17 protein-coding genes are annotated in these 18,151 nt (G+C 63.4%); 7 read left to right on the top strand and 10 right to left on the bottom strand.

Features of this window, described 5'->3' with window-relative positions:
• Positions 1 to 6: 6 nt before the first annotated feature.
• The 7 genes from AC4P1R_RS15685 to hslV form a co-directional block, all read right to left on the bottom strand.
• On the bottom strand, positions 7 to 2,178 hold the full coding sequence (locus AC4P1R_RS15685) for a malate synthase G (RefSeq protein WP_492177178.1): 2,172 nt from the start codon (positions 2,176 to 2,178) through the stop codon (positions 7 to 9).
• Positions 2,179 to 2,408: 230 nt separating this feature from the next.
• Positions 2,409 to 4,412 (bottom strand): hydantoinase/oxoprolinase N-terminal domain-containing protein, encoded by a 2,004-nt coding sequence (locus AC4P1R_RS15680; protein ID WP_069458936.1) that lies wholly within the window; start codon positions 4,410 to 4,412, stop codon positions 2,409 to 2,411.
• Between the two features lie 123 nt (positions 4,413 to 4,535).
• Positions 4,536 to 5,936 carry a cytochrome P450 gene (locus tag AC4P1R_RS15675; RefSeq protein WP_069458935.1) on the bottom strand — a complete coding sequence of 467 codons (1,401 nt, stop codon included), beginning with the start codon at positions 5,934 to 5,936 and terminating at the stop codon, positions 4,536 to 4,538.
• A 100-nt stretch (positions 5,937 to 6,036) separates the two neighbouring features.
• Complete coding sequence (locus AC4P1R_RS15670; protein ID WP_151612004.1) at positions 6,037 to 6,987, bottom strand: DUF1402 family protein; 951 nt, start codon at positions 6,985 to 6,987, stop codon at positions 6,037 to 6,039.
• A gap of 197 nt (positions 6,988 to 7,184) precedes the next feature.
• The gene (gene hslU, locus AC4P1R_RS15665) at positions 7,185 to 8,489 is read right to left on the bottom strand and encodes an ATP-dependent protease ATPase subunit HslU (RefSeq protein WP_069458933.1); all 1,305 of its coding nucleotides are present in this window, start codon (positions 8,487 to 8,489) and stop codon (positions 7,185 to 7,187) included.
• On the bottom strand, positions 8,489 to 9,007 hold the full coding sequence (locus AC4P1R_RS15660; RefSeq protein WP_492177177.1) for a GNAT family N-acetyltransferase: 519 nt from the start codon (positions 9,005 to 9,007) through the stop codon (positions 8,489 to 8,491). Before AC4P1R_RS15660 ends, hslU begins: the two co-directional genes overlap by 1 nt.
• Positions 8,997 to 9,554 (bottom strand): ATP-dependent protease subunit HslV, encoded by a 558-nt coding sequence (hslV, locus tag AC4P1R_RS15655; protein WP_069458931.1) that lies wholly within the window; start codon positions 9,552 to 9,554, stop codon positions 8,997 to 8,999. Before hslV ends, AC4P1R_RS15660 begins: the two co-directional genes overlap by 11 nt.
• 423 nt (positions 9,555 to 9,977) lie before the next feature.
• On the opposite strand from hslV, the gene hisB reads away from it, so the two are divergent.
• The 7 genes from hisB to coaA are packed head-to-tail and all read left to right on the top strand — an operon-like array spanning position 9,978 to position 14,622.
• Positions 9,978 to 10,586, top strand: coding sequence for an imidazoleglycerol-phosphate dehydratase HisB (gene hisB / locus AC4P1R_RS15650; RefSeq protein ID WP_069458930.1), 609 nt, complete (start codon positions 9,978 to 9,980; stop codon positions 10,584 to 10,586).
• A 27-nt stretch (positions 10,587 to 10,613) separates the two neighbouring features.
• Entirely contained in the window at positions 10,614 to 11,084 is a 471-nt protein-coding gene (locus AC4P1R_RS15645; protein WP_069458929.1) for a DUF2628 domain-containing protein, read from the top strand.
• Positions 11,084 to 11,734 carry an imidazole glycerol phosphate synthase subunit HisH gene (gene hisH / locus AC4P1R_RS15640; RefSeq protein ID WP_225192302.1) on the top strand — a complete coding sequence of 217 codons (651 nt, stop codon included), beginning with the start codon at positions 11,084 to 11,086 and terminating at the stop codon, positions 11,732 to 11,734. Before AC4P1R_RS15645 ends, hisH begins: the two co-directional genes overlap by 1 nt.
• 35 nt (positions 11,735 to 11,769) lie before the next feature.
• Positions 11,770 to 12,516, top strand: coding sequence for a 1-(5-phosphoribosyl)-5-[(5-phosphoribosylamino)methylideneamino]imidazole-4-carboxamide isomerase (gene hisA / locus AC4P1R_RS15635; protein ID WP_069458927.1), 747 nt, complete (start codon positions 11,770 to 11,772; stop codon positions 12,514 to 12,516).
• Complete coding sequence (gene hisF / locus AC4P1R_RS15630; RefSeq protein ID WP_069458926.1) at positions 12,513 to 13,310, top strand: imidazole glycerol phosphate synthase subunit HisF; 798 nt, start codon at positions 12,513 to 12,515, stop codon at positions 13,308 to 13,310. Before hisA ends, hisF begins: the two co-directional genes overlap by 4 nt.
• Positions 13,307 to 13,630, top strand: coding sequence for a phosphoribosyl-ATP diphosphatase (locus AC4P1R_RS15625; protein WP_069458925.1), 324 nt, complete (start codon positions 13,307 to 13,309; stop codon positions 13,628 to 13,630). The genes hisF and AC4P1R_RS15625 overlap by 4 nt, the downstream gene beginning before the upstream one ends.
• Positions 13,627 to 14,622, top strand: a complete 996-nt coding sequence (coaA, locus tag AC4P1R_RS15620; protein WP_069458924.1) for a type I pantothenate kinase — start codon at positions 13,627 to 13,629, stop codon at positions 14,620 to 14,622. Before AC4P1R_RS15625 ends, coaA begins: the two co-directional genes overlap by 4 nt.
• A gap of 236 nt (positions 14,623 to 14,858) precedes the next feature.
• Here the strand turns inward: coaA and AC4P1R_RS15615 are convergent, their stop codons facing one another.
• The 3 genes from AC4P1R_RS15615 to AC4P1R_RS15605 form a co-directional block, all read right to left on the bottom strand.
• The gene (locus tag AC4P1R_RS15615) at positions 14,859 to 15,470 is read right to left on the bottom strand and encodes an alpha-ketoglutarate-dependent dioxygenase AlkB (protein WP_069458923.1); all 612 of its coding nucleotides are present in this window, start codon (positions 15,468 to 15,470) and stop codon (positions 14,859 to 14,861) included.
• Between the two features lie 185 nt (positions 15,471 to 15,655).
• Positions 15,656 to 16,090, bottom strand: a complete 435-nt coding sequence (gene arfB, locus AC4P1R_RS15610) for an alternative ribosome rescue aminoacyl-tRNA hydrolase ArfB (protein ID WP_069458922.1) — start codon at positions 16,088 to 16,090, stop codon at positions 15,656 to 15,658.
• Between the two features lie 287 nt (positions 16,091 to 16,377).
• On the bottom strand, positions 16,378 to 17,988 hold the full coding sequence (locus tag AC4P1R_RS15605; RefSeq protein ID WP_069458921.1) for a phosphoenolpyruvate carboxykinase: 1,611 nt from the start codon (positions 17,986 to 17,988) through the stop codon (positions 16,378 to 16,380).
• Positions 17,989 to 18,151 lie beyond the last annotated feature (163 nt).

The following is an 18,151-nucleotide window of genomic DNA, read 5'->3' as shown; positions in this document are numbered from 1 at the left end:
CGGCGCTCACCCCGCCTGCTTCGCCTTCAACTCCAGCCGCCGGCGGTGGAGCACCGGTTCGGTATAGCCGTTCGGCTGTTCACACCCCTTGAGCACGAGGTCGAGGGCCGCCTGGAAGGCGATCGATTCGTCGAAGCGGCCGGCCATCGGCTGGTAGCTCGGATCGCCGGCATTCTGCCGGTCGACGATCGCCGCCATGCGCTTCATCGTTTCGACGATCTGCGTCTCGCTGACGATGCCGTGACGCAGCCAGTTCGCCATGTGCTGGGAGGAAATGCGCAAGGTCGCGCGATCCTCCATCAGGCCGATATCGTTGATATCCGGCACCTTCGAGCAGCCGACGCCCTGATCGATCCAGCGAACCACATAGCCAAGGATACCCTGCGCATTGTTGTCGAGTTCGCGCTGGATCTCCTCCTCGGTCCAGTTCGGCCGCACCGCCACCGGCACCGAAAGGATGTCCGCGAGCTTGGCGCGCGGTCGGCTCTTGAGGCCCGCCTGCACCGCTGCGACATCGACGCGATGGTAGTGGGTCGCATGCAGGGTCGCAGCCGTCGGAGAGGGGACCCAGGCCGTATTGGCGCCCGCCTTTGGATGGGCGATCTTCTGTTCGAGCATCGCCGCCATCAGGTCCGGCATGGCCCACATGCCCTTGCCGATCTGTGCGCGTCCGGACAGTCCGCATTCAAGGCCGATGTCGACGTTCCAGTTCTCGTAGGCGGCAATCCAGGCCGCTTGCTTCATGTCCCCCTTGCGGATCATCGGCCCGGCTTCCATCGAGGTATGGATCTCGTCACCGGTGCGGTCCAGGAAGCCCGTATTGATGAAGACGACGCGTCCGCGGGCCGCGCGGATGCACTCCTTGAGATTGACGGTGGTGCGCCGCTCCTCGTCCATGATGCCCATCTTCATCGTATTGGCCGCAAGCCCGAGCGCCGCCTCGACGCGCGCGAAGATCTCGCAGGCGAAGGCCACTTCGTCCGGCCCGTGCATCTTCGGCTTGACGACATACATCGACCCGGCACGCGAATTCGCCCGACGGCCGTTAGGGCCGATGTCGTGCAGTGCGATCAGCGCCGTGATCATTGCGTCCATGAGGCCCTCGGGGACCTCGCGGCCGTCGCGGTCGAGGATTGCCGGGTTGGTCATCAGGTGACCGACATTGCGCACCAGCATCAGCGACCGGCCAGGCAGCGTCAGCGCCGCGCCGTCCGGGCTCGTATAGACCCGATCGGGGTTGAGCCTGCGCGTGAAAATCCGCCCCCCCTTGGCGACCTCTTCCTCGAGATCGCCCTTCATCAATCCGAGCCAGTTGCGGTAGACGACGACCTTGTCCTCGGCATCGACGGCGGCAACGGAATCCTCACAATCCATGATCGCGGTCATCGCCGATTCGAGAACGACATCCGAGATACGCGCCGGATCCGCCTTGCCGATCGCCGTCTTCTCATCGAGAACGATTACGACGTGCAGGTTGTTGCGGGAAAGCACGACCTCGGACGGAGCATCCGCAGCGCCGGCATGACCGGCGAATTGAGCCGGATTCCGGAGAACGGTTCTGGTGCCGTTCGTCAGCGTCACCGCCAGCGCCGCGCCCTCGATTGCAAGCCCGCTCACTCCGCTCCAACGGCCCTCGGCCAGCGGAACGCTGGCGTCGAGAAAATCGCGAACCCAGGCGATGACCCTTTCGCCTCGGACCGGATTGTAGCTCTCGCCGCGCTCGGCGCCATTCGTCTCGGGAACCGCGTCGGTGCCGTAGAGGGCGTCGTAGAGCGAGCCCCACCGGGCATTGGCGGCGTTCAGGGCGTAGCGGGCGTTCATCACCGGCACGACGAGTTGCGGCCCGGCGATGGTTGCGATCTCGGGATCGACATTGGCGGTCGAGATGGAGAAATCCGGTCCTTCGGGCAGGAGATAGCCGATCTCCCTGAGGAAGGCCTCATAACCGTCCAGGTCGACAGGAGCGCCGTGCTCGCGATACCAGGCATCGAGCCTTGCCTGCAGGTCATCGCGCCGGGCGAGAAGCGCCCGGGTCTTCGGCGCGAGATCGTGCATGAGCGCCGACAGGGCCGAAAAGAACTGCTCGGCCTCGATGCCAGTGCCCGGCATCGCCTCCTCGACCAGAAAGCGGTGCAGTCCGGCATCGATGTTCAAACCAAATTTCTCAACGCGATCCATGCCGCAACTCCCGAATTTCAATCACCAAGCTCGAATCTTGAAACAGAATACATGCGGAAAATGACCGCGCACACCCGCCATGCAAGCGGGCGCAGTCTCTCATCAAATCATCCGCTGTCAATTCTGCAAAAGTTCAAGCGCATCGACCCGAAGATCGCGCTCGGTTTCGGAAACTCCGTGCGCAGAGTCAAAGAGTTACAGCGGTCTTAACTTTTCGCGAACGGAAATAGTCAGAAATGCGCGATTCGAGGCCGACCGCTGGCGGAGGCGATGAATCGGGCCTCCATCAGTTTGCGTCCGCCCTCGATTTCGGGCGCATCGATTTCTTCATGCAGCGTTGCCACCGGCTGCTCTGCGCCGTTTGCCCGCGCCGTTTCCAGCGCCATCGTCTCGGCGCGGAGGCGGGCAACGTCGAACGCGTGCTCCTGTTTGAGGAATCGCTCGCTGATGCCCGCGCCGTTGACGACGAAGATACCTTCCTCCGGTGTCGTGACGAAGACGGTCACGGTGGCGCGCACCTGGCCGACCACGGCGCCCACCGCATTCGCCACATCGGCCTCCCCCGGAATCGAGGCCGCGGTGCCGAGCATGTCGGCGATGACCGGATAATAGACGGGGGCCGAGGCGCCAAGCCCGACAAGCGGCCGGTCGAGGCCGATCGAGAAGCGGACGATGCCCGGCTCGCGCTTCAACGCCCGGTCGACGGCAAGCGACGCGGCCGGATCAATCGCCCCGGCCCCGTCCTCATGAAGACAGGCCTGCAGGATCACCTCCGAGGACTGCCGCGTCAGCCGGTCCACGACCATTTCGGCGAGCAACTTGGCCGAGGTCGCGATCGGCTGGCCCGATCCGTCCCTGCCGCGCGCGGCAAGCTCGAGACCGAGACGGGCGGCCTCGGCGTTCCATTGCGACTGGCGCCCGAGCACATGCATGGCATCGGATGGCGTCAGGCCGGAGATATGCACCAGCCCGCGTGCGACAAGCCGGTCAAGGGTAGCCCGCTGCGCCGTGGTGACGAGCAGGTCGGCGAGCGCCACCGGCACCAGCCGGATCCGATCGTAAAGCGCTTGTTCCTGCGGCTGGAGGCCGCTTGCCAGATGATCGGGCAGGCCCGTGCGCACGGCAAAGCGGCCGTCATGGCGGCCGGCATGGGGCGAGCGCAATTGTTTCTCCAGCACGGAGAGAACCGCCTCGCCATGGAGATGGGCGGCGAGGCTCAAGGGCAGGAAACGGCGGGGCCCAAGCTCGAATTTTGCTTTCAGGCCGCGATCGTCGATTCGCACTTCCGAATCGCCGCCGAGCCCGAAGGTTCGCATGGCAACCGCCTCGACCATGGTGCGGAAGCCGCCAACGACGGCACCGTCCGCATCGAGCCGCGGACGGCCCCCCTCGAGAACGGCGACATCGGTCGTCGTGCCGCCGATGTCGGAAACGACGGCGTTTTCGAGACCGGTCAAATGCCTGGCGCCGACCAGGCTCGCCGCCGGGCCGGAGAGAATCGTCTCGATCGGCCGCAGCCTCGCTTCGGCGGCGGAAATGAGGGCGCCATCGCCGCGCACCACCATCATCGGCACGTCGATGCCGCGGCCCTTCAGGAAATCCTCGCAGGAGCCGATCAGCCGATCGATCATCGAGACGAGGCGCGCGTTGAGCAGCGTCGTCAGCGCCCGGCGCGGGCCGCCGAGCTTCGAGGACAGTTCGTGACTGCAGGTCACCGGCAGGTGCGAGACCTCGCGGATGCGCTCGCGCACCCGCTTCTCGTGGTCCGGGTTGCGCACGGCGAAATAGCCCGCGATCGCAAAGGACGATACCTGCCGCCCGAGTTCCGGCAGCGCCTCGTCAAGTGCGCGCATGTCGAGCGGCGTCTCACCGCCATGGACATTGTGACCACCCGGCAGAAACAGAACCGGATCCGAGCCGAGCGCCTCGATCAGGCCATCGCGTTTCAGGTCTTCCGGCCCGAAACCGATCATGATGAGGCCGGCGCGGCCGCCTTGGCCCTCCACCAGGGCGTTGGTTGCCAGCGTCGTCGAAAGCGAGACGAGGCTGATCGCCGAAACCGGCACCTGCGCCTTTTGCAGAACGGCCTCGACCGCTCCGGATATGCCGACGGAAAGATCATGCCGGGTCGTCAGCGCCTTGGCCTTGGCGATTACGCCCGTTGCTTCGCTGAAGAGAACGGCATCGGTATAGGTGCCGCCGGTGTCGATGCCGAGAAGGAGATGCGCGGTCAATTTCTGCTCAGTCCATGTTGAGAGCGGGGACATTCCCGGAAGTAAAGAGATCGCCGGTGATAGGACAAATTGCCGGAATTGGCCATCGCGTGATGGACATCCGCCGTCGCAGGTACGCGGGGATTATCTCGCGCGAAGCGACACCTGCATCGGCAGGCCGCCTTTCGGCTGGGTCGTCAGCCGCTGCACCGGCCAGGGATCGGTCGCCGCGGTCGGATCGAAGCGGAAGCGGCGCATGAGCACGGCAAGGGCGATGATCGCCTCCTGCAGCGCGAAGGTCGCACCGATGCAGACGCGCGGTCCCGCTCCGAATGGCAGGTATTGGAAGCGGTTGATCTTCTCGCGATTTTCCGGAAGGAAGCGCTCGGGCATGAATGCGCGGGGCTTTTTCCAGTAAAGCGCGTGACGGTGCAGCGTCCAGGGCATGATAAGCACCGAGATGCCCTTGCGGATCGCTACATGCTCGCCCTCGGGCGAGGTCCACTCGTCCTCCTCGATTGCGGCGCGGTTGATCGACGGTGCCGGCGGATAGAGCCTAAGCGCCTCCTCGAAGGCGGCGAGCACGTGCGGCATGCGCCCAAGCCAATCGACGGGATCGGCTCCGCTTGCGAGCACCGCATCGATCTCCCGCTCCATGACCTCGCGATAGTCCGGCGTATTGGCGATGCAATAGAGACACCAGGCGAGCGCGCGAGCCGTCGTCTCATGGCCGGCGCCGATGAAGGTCAGGATATTGTCCTCGATCTCGTCGGTCGAAAGCCCTTCCGGACCTTCGAGCTGTAAAAGCAGCGTCAGGAAATCGTTCGGGACCCTTTCCGGCTCCTCCGCCATCCGCCGCCGACGCTGCGCCATCGTTTCGGAGACGACGCCGCGGAAGCGGTCGAGCACCTTGCGCCCACCGATCCGGGTCAGCCGCGGCACCCATTTAGGAGCAACGAGGAGGTCCATCGGATCGACACGGCCCATCCGCTGCAGCAATTCTTCGACATTGGCGGCGAAACCCTCCTTCGCGACGGCGATCTCGCCGGAAAAAAGTGTCTCGGCGAGGATCTCGAACGTGAGCTCCGTCATGTCGACGGCGATATTGCTGACGAAGGGCTCCGACGCGGCGCGCTGGTAGCGCTCGACGAAGGCATCGCAGACCCGCAGCATCTGGCCGGCAAAGCCGTTGGCGTGGCGCGGCGTGAAGACCGGCGCCATGGCCTTGCGCGACCGCCTCCAGACCTCCCCTTCCGCCGTCAGGAGCCCGTCGCGCAGGATCGGCCGCAGGATCAGCCGCCGCACTTCCGACATTTCATAATTGGCGGCGTTCTCGACGAGGATATAGCGGATGAGGCCGGGATCGTTGACGATCAGCGTGCGCTGATTAATGAATTTCGTCTCGATCCAGGGCAGCGTGTAGGATGGTTCGCCCCAGAGCTCGAGCGGGTTTCGAAGCACGGTGCGGATGATCTGCAGCCGCGAAGGAATGCCGGTCCGCGGGACGGGCGCGGGCGGTTCGAAGGGCTCCGGTCGCGTGTCCATGACGAGGTGCCTTTGCTGATCTCATGCAACAGCGTTTCAGCTTTTGGCAGCGCAATCAAGGGCAGGTTTCACGTGAAGCACGCCGATCGCGCCGGCCGGTTCAGAGCAGCGCTTCGAGCTCCGCGCGCCGGTCGTTGACGAGCCAGCCGTAGTAGTTTTCCTCCGGCCAGTAGATCTCGCCGCCCGCATTCCTTGCCGCAAGCGCAGCGGCCCGCCGATCAGGATTGCCAACATTGTAGAGCGTTGCCGTGATCCCCGGATTGTTGGAGATATCCACGCCGGCGATGGTGCGATAGGCGTCGATGGAATGGCGGATGGTCGCGGCCATGTAGGCGAGCGAGACGTCGGGATCCATGATTGCTGCATAGACGCCGGCCGCATTGTTTTCGTCGAGCCGGGAATAGCCGGAGATGCGTGACACCATATCCGTCATCATCAACGCCGTCAGCGGATTGATTTGACCGAGGCCGAAGGTCTGGCCGGCAAAGAAGGGCTGGAAGAACACCGCGCCGAAGCGATTGTTCGGGAAGGCCTTGCCTCCGACGACGCGGCCACGGAACTCGCGTTCCCACACCCGCTCGCGGCAGTTCCACAGAGCGTAGGACGTCTTCTCGCCTGCGCAGGAATGGAATTGCGGGCGCTGGACGAATTCCCCGACCGACTCGTCGTTGTAGCCGAAGCGAAAGCTGTTGCCGGCATAGGCGGCCGCCTTGACGTAGTAGGCCTGGAGGCGATCATAGGCGTCGACATTATAAGTGTGCTCGCCGACGATGGCACCAATCATGTGAATAGGCTCTATGCCGTAGGCGGCCGAAACCTGTTTGATCTTGGCAATCAGGATGCGGTCGGATGCGAGGAGATCGCGCACCTTCTCGTATTTTGCGTCGAAAGAAGTTCGGCCGGCCTTGGTGCGGCGAACGGAGGCGCCGGGAACGTTCGGCTGCTCGGCGTGCCGGTTGCCCTCGGGCACCATGCGGATCTCGGCCGCAGCCGGTCTGGCGACGGCGAGGCAGAGCGTGGCGATGACGAAAAGACAAGCGGTGAGACGCACCATCTGTATTCCTGTGAACTTCTTTCCCGGACGGACCCGATCCGGGTCGGCGCGGGCCCGTAAGGCAGAATCATGTCGGAATCATGCCCGTTTCAGCTGATCGCCTCCGCTCTAGAAAAAATGGAGGCGCCTGTCGAGTGACGGGCGCCTGTACGATCGAGCGATGCGCGGCTTTTCCCTGAAAACCGGCAGAAAGGTCACAGGATGTAGCGCGACAGGTCGGTATTGGCGGCAAGGTCGCCCACGTGTTTTCGGACATATTCCGCATCGATCATCATCGTATGCCCGCTGCGATCCGGCGCGTCGAAGGAGATGTCGTCGAGGACGCGCTCCATCACCGTCTGCAGTCGCCGGGCGCCGATATTCTCGACGTTGGCGTTCAGCTGGACGGCGACTTCCGCGAGCGCATCGATCGCATCCTCGGTGAAGTCCAGGACCACGCCCTCCGTCTCGAGCAGCGCCTTGTACTGGCGGATGAGACTGGCCTCTGTCTCCGTCAGGATGCGGCGGAAGTCCTCCTTGGTCAAAGCGCGCAGTTCGACCCGGATCGGCAGACGGCCCTGCAGCTCAGGCAGCAGATCCGACGGTTTCGACACATGGAAGGCGCCGGACGCGATGAAGAGGATATGGTCCGTCTTCACCGGCCCGTATTTCGTCGCGACCGTCGTGCCTTCGACCAGCGGCAGCAGGTCCCGCTGGACCCCTTCGCGTGAAACGCCGGCGCCGAAGCCGCCCTCGCGGGCCGCGATCTTGTCGACCTCGTCGAGGAAGACGATGCCGTCGTTTTCGGCGGCGGCAACCGCCTCGCGCTGAATCTGTTCGTTGTCGAGCAGCTTGTCGGACTCGTCGTTGATCAGAATCCCGTAGGACTCCTTGACCGTCGTCTTGACCTTCTTCGTCCTGCCGCCGAGCGCCTTGCCGAACATTTCCGATAGGTTCAATACGCCGATATTGGCACCCGGCATGCCCGGGATTTCCAACGTGCCCGGCATGCCCGCTTCGGCGATGTCGATCTCGATCTCCTTGTCGTCGAGCTCGTTGGCGCGCAGCTTCTTGCGGAAGGACTCGCGCGTTGCCGGAGAAGCCGTCGCGCCGACGAGTGCATCCAGCACCCGCTCTTCCGCATTCTGATGCGCCTTGGTCTTCACCTCGGCGCGCTTCTTCTCGCGCACGAGCGCGATGCCGACCTCCACAAGATCGCGCACGATCTGCTCGACGTCGCGACCGACATAACCGACTTCGGTGAACTTGGTGGCCTCCACCTTGATAAAAGGAGCGCCGGCGAGCTTGGCGAGGCGACGGGAAATCTCCGTCTTGCCGACGCCGGTCGGGCCGATCATCAGGATATTCTTCGGCATGACTTCGTCGCGCAGCTCATCGCTGAGCTGCTGACGGCGCCAGCGGTTGCGCAGGGCGATCGCCACCGCGCGCTTCGCGTCCTTCTGGCCGATGATGTAGCGGTCGAGCTCCGACACGATTTCTCTGGGTGAAAAGTTGGTCATCAATTCCTCTCAAACTCGGTCCGCGTCAGCTCCATCAGGAGTGTCCGGCCGGACTCGTCTATCCATTCGCCGAAGGGCACGAAACCAGCCTTCGTATAGGCTCTGACCGCGCGGTGATTGCCGGCATCCGGATCGATGACGATCCGCCTGGCACCCTTCTCGAACAGCCTTGCCGCGAAGGATCGGAGCGCGAGCGCTGCGACGCCCTTGCCGGTCATTTCGGGCGGGCCGACGAGAATGTCGACGCCGGGCGTGTCGGCCGACAATTCCTTTGCCCAGGGTTCCTCGTCATATTGCGAGGGCATCCAGGATTGGATGTATCCGGCCGGCTCACCTGCGACATGGAAGATGAAACCATCGATGTCGCCACTCTCGCAACCGTCGCGGATCGATCCGAGTTCCACATCCGGGTTGCCCCACCATTGGCGGACATGCGGCTCCGACAGCCAGGGAAGGAGCATCGGCAGGTGGCGCTCGGCCACCGGCTCGAAACTCAACTCTGCCAGGTCAGTCGGCATCCAGTGTCTCCACAACGATGCTGTGGTTGGTATAGACACAGATGTCGCCGGCGATTTCCAGCGCACGCCGGGCAACCTCTTCCGCGGACTTGTCACTGTCCATCAGGGCGCGCGCGGCCGCAAGCGCGTAATTCCCGCCGGAACCGATGGCGATCGTCCCGTGCTCCGGCTCGAGCACATCGCCATTGCCGGTGATCGCCAGCGTCACCGTCCTGTCGGCAACCAGCATCATGGCCTCGAGGTTGCGCAGATACTTGTTGGTGCGCCAATCCTTCGCCAGTTCCACGGCCGCGCGCATCAGCTGGTCGGGATATTGTTCAAGCTTGGCTTCGAGGCGTTCGAGAAGCGTGAAGGCATCCGCCGTTGCGCCGGCGAAGCCGGCGATCACGTCGCCCTTCGACAGACGCCGGACCTTGCGCGCATTGCCCTTCATGATCGTCTGGCCAAGGCTGACCTGGCCGTCGCCGGCCATCACCACCTTGCCGCCCTTGCGAACCGTGATGATGGTGGTCGCGTGCATCGTTCCGTAGGGATTGTGTTCGCTCATGAGAAACTACCTGTGGGCCCCGCGGATCCGAGGCGTTGCGGCCCGACACGAGCCTGGTTGCTTGGCGCCTATGTAAGTCGGCTCGCCACAATTGCAAATGCGCCGCTGCCGTCATCACCTCCGTGGCTTCGCTTGCCGGCCGGACCGAGCGAATTTCCGTTGCAGTTCTGGATATTTCGCGTCCCGCCTGATATGGAGCGGCTCTTATAGCCGCCGCGCCTCTCGTCAGACGCGCAAAGGTCGCTGTAGCACTTTGATTGGCTGCATGTTTCTTCCTTGAATCGAGATCGATCGAAGAAGACATGCAGAAGACGGAACGGGCACTATGTAAGCGCTTTACCCCCGCTTTCCGACCCGCAAGTATTGAATAGCGCTCCCTTGCCTCGGTGCAGTTCCGAGGTCGCGCGCAGACAGGAGAGCCTGATGGCAGACGTCATGCCCAGCCGAACCGGCCAGGTTTCGCGAAAGACGAACGAAACGGACGTCTCCGTCTCCGTCAATATCGACGGAACTGGCCTATCGAAGATCGCCACCGGGATCGGCTTCTTCGATCATATGCTGGATCAGCTCGCACGCCATTCGCTGATCGACATGGAAATCAGCACAGAGGGCGACCTGCATGTCGACGACCACCACACCGTCGAGGATACGGGCATTGCCATCGGCCAGGCGATTGCCAAGGCGCTCGGCGACCGTCGCGGCATTGCGCGCTACGCCTCGATCGACCTCGCCATGGACGAGACGATGACGCGCGCCGCCGTCGATGTCTCGGGACGGCCGTTCCTCGTCTGGAACGTCCCTTTCTCGTCGCCGAAGATCGGCACCTTCGACACGGAGCTCGTACGCGAGTTCTTCCAGGCGCTTGCCCAGAATGCCGGCATCACGCTGCATGTGCAGAACATCTACGGCGCAAACAACCACCACGTCGCCGAGACCTGCTTCAAATCCGTCGCCCGCGCGCTTCGCACGGCAACCGAAATCGACCCGCGCCAGGCTGGACGCGTTCCCTCGACCAAGGGGACGCTCGCCTGAGCCGGCTAAATACTGGCTTGAAGACCCATGGCCTCCTATCTCATCATGACCCCGCCGGGTGCCGCCGCCGACGACGAAAGGGCGCGTTTCGTCGCGGACGGCTTTTCCTGGACCGCCTTCTTCTTTCCCGCGCTCTGGCTGTTCGCCAAGCGGGCATGGCTCCTCGGAATTCCGGTTGCTGTCTTGCAAGTTCTGTTAATCTCCCTCTCGACCTTCCCCGGCGGCTTCGTCCCCGCGTTCCTCATGCACCTTGCGCTTAGCCTGCTGGTCTCACTCGAGGGCCCGCTTGTTGTAGCTTGGCTGCTCTCGGCCAAAGACTGGACGCTGCGCAGGATCGTTCCTGCGCAAGACCTCGAGACGGCGGAGCGGATCTATTATTCGAGCGCGACCGGTCAACCCGAAAAAGCAACGCCGTTGCAGTCTGTCGAGTGGTCCGGCAGGAGACGGACGGGGAATTCCACCGGGCCCGACTTCTTCGAATCCTATGGAGAGCGCTGATGCGGGTCGCCATCATTGACTATGGATCGGGCAACCTGCGCTCGGCCACCAAGGCCTTCGAGCGGGCTGCACGGGAAGCCGGCATTGCCGCGGAGATCGACATGACGAACCGGCCGGAACGGGTCGCCTCGGCCGATCGCATTGTGCTGCCGGGCGTCGGCGCCTATGCGGATTGCCGCCGGGGCCTCGCAGCCGTCACCGGCATGGAGGAGGCTTTGACGCAGGCGGTCGAGACGGCCGGGCGGCCCTTCCTCGGCATCTGCGTCGGCATGCAGCTCATGTCCTCGCGCGGGCTCGAAAAGACGATCACCCAAGGCTTCGGCTGGATCCCGGGCGATGTCGTCGAAATGCAGCCCGGCGATCCGTCACTGAAGATCCCGCAGATTGGCTGGAACACGTTGCAGCTTACCCGGCCGCATGCCCTCTTCGAAGGCATTCCGACCGGCGCAAACGGTCTGCATGCCTATTTCGTGCATTCCTACCACCTGGCCGCCGCGCGCGGGGCGGATGTGGTTGCCGTCACGGACTATGGCGGACCGGTAACGGCCTTCGTTGCCAACGGCAACAAGGCGGGCGCGCAATTCCATCCGGAAAAGAGCCAGGCGCTCGGCCTCTCCCTCATCTCGAACTTCCTGCGCTGGAAGCCGTGACGCTTCGCCTGCGCCCCTTCTGATCGGACGAATTCATGATTCTCTTTCCCGCCATCGACCTCAAAGACGGCCAATGCGTGCGTCTGAAGCTCGGCGACATGGACCAGGCGACCGTCTACAACACCGATCCGGCCGCCCAGGCGCGCACCTTCGAGGAGCAAGGCTTCGAATGGCTGCATGTCGTGGACCTGAACGGCGCCTTTGCCGGAGAAACGATGAACGGCGCTGCGGTCGATGCCATCCTCGGGGCCACGCACAATCCGGTGCAGCTCGGCGGCGGCATCCGCACGCTCGGCCACATCGAGAACTGGCTCTCGCGGGGGCTCGCCCGCGTCATCCTCGGCACGATTGCCGTTCGCAACCCCGCGCTGGTGATCGAGGCCTGCCACAAGTTCCCGGGCCGGGTTGCGGTCGGCATCGATGCCAAGGGCGGCAAGGTGGCCGTCGAGGGCTGGGCGGAGGCCTCCGAACTCGGCGTGATCGAGCTGGCGAAGAAGTTCGAGGGGGCAGGCGTTGCGGCGATCGTCTATACGGATATCGATCGCGACGGCATCCTGACCGGCATCAACTGGGACTCGACCCTCAAGCTCGCCAACGCCGTTTCCATTCCGGTCATTGCCTCCGGCGGTCTTGCCTCGATGGACGACATCCGTCGGATGACGGAGCCGGATGCGCACAAGCTCGAAGGGGCGATCACCGGGCGGGCCCTCTACGACGGGCGGATCGACCCGAAGGAGGCGCTGGCCTTGATCCGCAAAGCGCGAAGAGGGATGAACCCATGACCTTGAAAGCCCGCGTAATTCCCTGCCTCGACGTCAAGGACGGCCGCGTCGTCAAGGGTGTCAATTTCGTCGACCTCATCGATGCCGGCGATCCGGTCGAGGCGGCGAGAGCCTATGATGCGGCCGGTGCCGACGAGCTCTGCTTCCTCGACATCACCGCCTCGTCGGACAATCGCGAGACGATCTTCGACGTCGTCGCCCGCACTGCCGAGCAATGCTTCATGCCGCTCACCGTCGGCGGCGGCGTGCGCCAGGTGGCCGATATCCGCAAGCTGCTGCTTGCCGGCGCCGACAAGGTATCGATCAACACGGCGGCGGTGAAGAATCCGGATTTCGTCGCCGAGGCCGCCGACAAGTTCGGCAACCAGTGCATCGTCGTCGCCATCGACGCAAAAAAGGTCTCGGCGCCAAACGAGGAAGATCGTTGGGAAATCTTTACCCATGGCGGTCGTCAGCCGACGGGCATCGACGCGATCGAATTCGCGCGCAGGGTCGTCGATCTCGGCGCCGGCGAAATCCTCCTGACGTCGATGGATCGCGACGGTACGAAGGCCGGTTACGACATCCCGCTGACGCGGGCGATTGCGGACGCCGTGCGTGCGCCGGTCATCGCCTCGGGCGGCGTCGGCACGCTCGACCATCTCGTCGAAGGCATACGAGACGGCCACGCGACCGCCGTGCTTGCGGCGTCCATCTTTCACTTCGGTACCTACAGCATCGGCGAAGCCAAGCACTATATGGCCGAACACGGCGTCGCCATGCGGCTCGACCAAGCCAGAGGGAGCCCGTCATGACCGAATTCACGCTCTCCGACCTCGAACGGATCGTCGCGACCCGCGCCAGGGCGGCGCCGGAGGACTCCTGGACCGCCAAACTGGTCGCCGCCGGCCAGCAAAAGGCGGCAAAGAAGCTCGGGGAAGAAGCGGTCGAAACGGTCATCGCGGCGTTGACCGACGACCGCAAGAATCTCGTCGATGAGAGTGCCGATCTCCTCTATCATCTTATGGTCGTATTGAATATCGCCGCCGTCCCGTTGCAGGATGTGATGAGTGAACTTGCGCGCCGGACCGGGCAATCCGGCTTGCAGGAAAAGGCAAACCGGCAGAATCCATGAGCATCGCCGCGAACGATACCGAGCCGGCGGAAATTCCGGGCATTCTACAGGGGGGCGAGTATTCGCCCTATCACGTCTTCTCCGCCGAGGAATGGTCGCGCTTTCGCGCCGATACGCCCCTGACGCTGACGGCCGACGAGGTACAGCGGCTGCGCTCGCTCAACGATCCGGTCGATCTCGGCGAAGTGCGCCGCATCTATCTGTCGCTGTCGCGGCTTCTTTCCGCCCATGTCGAGGCGTCGCAGATCCTGTTTCAGCAACGCAAGCGCTTCCTCAGCATGTCGGACGAAACGAAGACCCCGTTCGTCATCGGTATTGCCGGTTCCGTCGCCGTCGGCAAATCGACGACCGCCCGCATTCTTGCCGAACTGCTCGCCCGCTGGCCGTCGAGCCCCAAGGTCGATCTCATCACCACCGACGGCTTTCTCTACCCCAACGCGATCCTGCAGCGGGAAAGCCTGATGGACCGCAAGGGCTTCCCGGAGAGCTACGACATCGGAGCGCTACTTCGCTTCCTCTCCGCGATCAAGGCCGGACGGCCGAACGTCATGGCGCCGACCTATTCGCATCTGACCTATGACGTCATTCCCGACCAGTTCCAGATCATCGACCGGCCGGACATCCTGATCTTCGAGGGGATCAACGTGCTGCAGTCGCGCGACCTGCCCGCCGACGGCAAGATCGTGCCGATGGTTTCCGACTTCTTCGATTTTTCCATCTATATCGACGCTGAGGAAAGCCTCATCCACAGCTGGTATGTGAGCCGCTTCATGCGCCTGCGCGAAACGGCCTTCCAGAACCCGCAATCCTTCTTCCACCGCTATGCGACGATCAGCGAGCAGGCGGCCTTGGCGATCGCAGAAGGGCTCTGGCACAACATCAACCTGAAGAACCTTCACCAGAACATCCTTCCGACGCGACCGCGCGCCGACCTCATCCTGCAGAAGGGCCCCAATCACCTCACTGAAACGGTGGCGCTGAGGAAGCTCTGAGCCGCCCGAAGGTAATCCTCCCACGTGTTGCGGAAAATACCCTCCCCACAATGGTGAGGGGCTTGGCGCTCGCGGTAATCGTCTGCAACTTCAATTCTTTATGCCTTTCGCTGAAGCACAAGATGGGGCACGCGCGGTGCGGCTTGGGGAGGCCCCTCCCCCTTGTGAGGAGGGGTTGAGGAGGGGCCTGAGTCGTCCAAAAACGTGATCTCGGCAGCGGACTTGGCGTCCGCTTCTCAAGGATTGACCCGCCGCAGCGTCAGGTTCAGCCGGCCGCCGTCCCTGAGCAAGGTCGAAGTATTCGGATGGATGCGGTCGACGCCATGGAAGGCGAGCCGGCCATCGCCGCCGAGCACGACGACATCGCCGCTTTCGAGCCTGAAGGACATGGTCTGGCCGCCACGGCTCGTCCCACCCACCCGGAAAATGCAGCTGTCGCCGAGCGAGATCGACACGACCGCAGTCTCGAGGTCGAGTTCGTCCCGATCCTGGTGCAGGCCCATGCGGGCGTCGGCCGAATAGAAGTTGACGAGGCAGGCTTCGGGCGCCTTGTCGCTTGCCGAAACTGCGCGCCAGATCTCCAGGAGCTGGTCCGGCATCGGTGGCCAAGGGCGTCCGGTCAGCGGATGTCTCTCCTGATAGCGATAGCCGCCTTGGCGATCCGTCACCCAGCCGAGCGCACCGCAATTGGTCATCCGCACCGACAGGGGCTTACCTGTCCTTGGCATTTGCGGCACATAAAGCGGCGCTTCGGCGACGACGTCGCGAATCGCTTCGACCAGTTGCTCCTGCCGGCTCCGGTCGAGAAAGCCGGGAATATGCCTGACGCCATTCGGCAGCACCTGCATCGGGGTCTCTCCTGTGGGCCTGGACCAACGCGCGCGTCTTGCACGAACCGTGTCGCATTGCCCCGACCCCGGGGTCGCACTGGATTGTCGCGCGTCTTCGACACAAAAGACGACGAAGTGTGGAAACAATTCAAGGGGAGTAGCGCCCGGCGCCGCGCGCGACCACCCGAAACAGCATCGGCGCCTCAGTCGCCTTCCGGCCGCGTACGCAGCCTCTTGATCTCGGCGCGGCCGGATTTCTCTTTCAGCCGTCTCTCGACTGACCCGCGCGTCGGCTTTGTCTTCTTGCGCGGCGGAGGCGGCGGCTCGGCCGCCTTCGTTATAAGTTCCTTCAGCCTTTCGCGGGCATCCTCGCGATTGCGCTCCTGGCTGCGGAAGCGATTGGCCTCGATCATCAGCACGCCGTCTTTAGAGGCGCGGCGGCCGGCAAGCTTCAGCGCGTTCGTCTTGATGCGCTCCGGCAACGACGGGGACGCCGCGACGTCGAAGAACAACTGAACGGCCGACGACACCTTGTTGACGTTCTGACCACCCGGGCCGCCGGCCAGCACGAATTGCTCCGTCAGCTCCCAGCCGGCGATCACGATCGTCTCATTGATGTAAAGCGGTTCGCTTGCCATGGCCCCCTATCGCACGAAGGAGGGAAACGTGTGAAGCAACTTTCCGTTCGCCTATTCATCCTCTCGCCGTTGCGACCTGATGGGCGCGGCAGGAAGCCGGCACCGGATAGGAGGGAGCTTGCGGCGTCCCAGCGCCATGGAATACCCGGCCGCTACTGCATGTCTCCTTTAATCGACCTGGATTTAAGGACAAAGACATGCAGCACTTCAAAGTGCTACAGCGCCGCGCGTCTCGTAAGACGCGCGGCGCTGTAGAGCCGGGTTTCACGTGAATCAGGGGCTCGAACCTATTCGGCAGCGAGCCGGGGGCCGGGGGCGGCGTCGCGCACGCTGCCGTCGACATGGCTCTCGAACTTCCCAAAGTTGGCGATGAACATGTCTACCAGCCGCCGCGCCTGGACGTCATAGGCTTTGCCGTCCGCCCAGGTGGAGCGCGGATCGAGAATACGGTCGTCGACGCCCGGGACCGACACCGGTACCGCGAAGCCGAAGTTCGCATCGGTGCGGAATGCGGCACTGTTCAAGGAGCCATCGAGCGCCGCCGCCAGAAGGGCACGCGTGACCTTGATCGGCATGCGGCTGCCCGTGCCGTAGGCCCCGCCGGTCCAGCCGGTGTTGACGAGCCAGCAGGTAACGCCGTTCTTGGCGATCAGCTCCTTGAGAAGATTGCCGTATTCGGACGGATGGCGCGGCATGAAGGGTGCACCGAAGCAGGTCGAGAAAGTCGCCTCCGGCTCCGTCACCCCCTTTTCCGTACCGGCAACCTTGGCGGTGTATCCGGAGAGGAAGTGGTACATTGCCTGTTCCGGCGTCAGCTTGGCAATCGGCGGCATCACGCCGAAGGCGTCCGCCGTCAGCATGATGATGGTGCGCGGCTGCGGCGCCGTGCCGGTCCTGCTCGCATTGGGAATGAAATGCAGCGGGTAGGCGATGCGGGTGTTCTCCGTCAGCGAGCCGTCATCGAAATCCGGCATGCGCCGAGCGTCAAGGACGACGTTTTCCATGACGGTGCCGAAGCGCCTCGTCGTCGAGAAAATTTCAGGCTCGGCGGATTCCGACAGGCGGATCGCCTTGGCGTAGCAGCCGCCTTCGAAGTTGAAGACGCCCTTGTCGCCCCAGCCGTGCTCGTCGTCACCAATCAGCGTCCGGCTCTGATCGGCGGACAGCGTCGTCTTGCCGGTGCCGGAGAGGCCGAAGAAGACGGCCGTATCGCCGTCGGGGCCGACATTGGCCGAGCAGTGCATCGGCATTACCGCTTTCTTCGGCAGCAGGTAGTTGAGCACGGTAAAGACCGACTTCTTCATCTCGCCGGCATAGGAGGTGCCACCGATCAGCACCAGACCCTTGGTGAAATCGCAGGCGATTATGGTTTCGCTGCGGCAACCGTGGCGCTCCGGATCAGCCTTGAAGCTCGGCAGGTCGATGATCGTAAGCTGGGGTGCAAAGCTCGCAAGCGCTTCGCGCTCGGGCCGGATCAGAAGGTTGCGGATGAACAGGGAGTGCCAGGCGAATTCCGTGACGACGCGCGTCGGCAGTTCGTTCTCCGGATCGGCACCGCCGATCAGATCCTGCACATAGAGCGACATGCCCTTGGCATGCGCCAGCATGTCCTGGTGCAGGCGATCGAAGTTTTCCGGCGTCATGGCGCTGTTGTTGTCCCACCAGATCTCACCGGCGGTCGCCGCATCGCGCACGATGTACTTGTCCTTCGGCGATCGGCCGGTGTGTTGGCCGGTGCGCGCGCAGAGCGCCCCCTCAGCCGTCAGCTGCGCCTCGCCGCGGCGAAGGGCTTCTTCGTAAAGCTCCGCTGCCTCGAAGTTGTAGCGAACGACCGCGAGGTCGGAAAAGCCGATCGTTTCGAGACCGTTCGAGGGGTTGCGGCTGCCAAGCTGCTCCATGGTCAAGCTTCCTTCGTGTTTGCCGACGGCGTTGAATTTGGCCGGAACATACTGATCCGGAATTCTGAAAACAAGATAGCCTATCCGAAAAGAGTAATGATTTCAGTATATTAATCGATTTAAAGAAATTTTGTGTTTTTTTAATCGGTTAAATCGCGCCATT

The organism is Sinorhizobium sp. Y406 (assembly GCF_058732025.1).
This window is presented reverse-complemented; position numbering and strand designations above follow the sequence as displayed.

Coding starts and splice junctions, on each gene's coding strand:
- AC4P1R_RS15685 (WP_492177178.1), bottom strand. CDS start 2,178: ATGGATCGCGTTGAGAAATTTGGTTTGAACATCGATGCCGGACTGCAC.
- AC4P1R_RS15675 (WP_069458935.1), bottom strand. CDS start 5,936: ATGGACACGCGACCGGAGCCCTTCGAACCGCCCGCGCCCGTCCCGCGG.
- hslU (WP_069458933.1), bottom strand. CDS start 8,489: ATGACCAACTTTTCACCCAGAGAAATCGTGTCGGAGCTCGACCGCTAC.
- AC4P1R_RS15660 (WP_492177177.1), bottom strand. CDS start 9,007: ATGCCGACTGACCTGGCAGAGTTGAGTTTCGAGCCGGTGGCCGAGCGC.
- hslV (WP_069458931.1), bottom strand. CDS start 9,554: ATGAGCGAACACAATCCCTACGGAACGATGCACGCGACCACCATCATC.
- hisB (WP_069458930.1), top strand. CDS start 9,978: ATGGCAGACGTCATGCCCAGCCGAACCGGCCAGGTTTCGCGAAAGACG.
- AC4P1R_RS15645 (WP_069458929.1), top strand. CDS start 10,614: ATGGCCTCCTATCTCATCATGACCCCGCCGGGTGCCGCCGCCGACGAC.
- hisH (WP_225192302.1), top strand. CDS start 11,084: ATGCGGGTCGCCATCATTGACTATGGATCGGGCAACCTGCGCTCGGCC.
- hisA (WP_069458927.1), top strand. CDS start 11,770: ATGATTCTCTTTCCCGCCATCGACCTCAAAGACGGCCAATGCGTGCGT.
- hisF (WP_069458926.1), top strand. CDS start 12,513: ATGACCTTGAAAGCCCGCGTAATTCCCTGCCTCGACGTCAAGGACGGC.
- AC4P1R_RS15625 (WP_069458925.1), top strand. CDS start 13,307: ATGACCGAATTCACGCTCTCCGACCTCGAACGGATCGTCGCGACCCGC.
- coaA (WP_069458924.1), top strand. CDS start 13,627: ATGAGCATCGCCGCGAACGATACCGAGCCGGCGGAAATTCCGGGCATT.
- AC4P1R_RS15615 (WP_069458923.1), bottom strand. CDS start 15,470: ATGCAGGTGCTGCCGAATGGCGTCAGGCATATTCCCGGCTTTCTCGAC.
- arfB (WP_069458922.1), bottom strand. CDS start 16,090: ATGGCAAGCGAACCGCTTTACATCAATGAGACGATCGTGATCGCCGGC.
- AC4P1R_RS15605 (WP_069458921.1), bottom strand. CDS start 17,988: ATGGAGCAGCTTGGCAGCCGCAACCCCTCGAACGGTCTCGAAACGATC.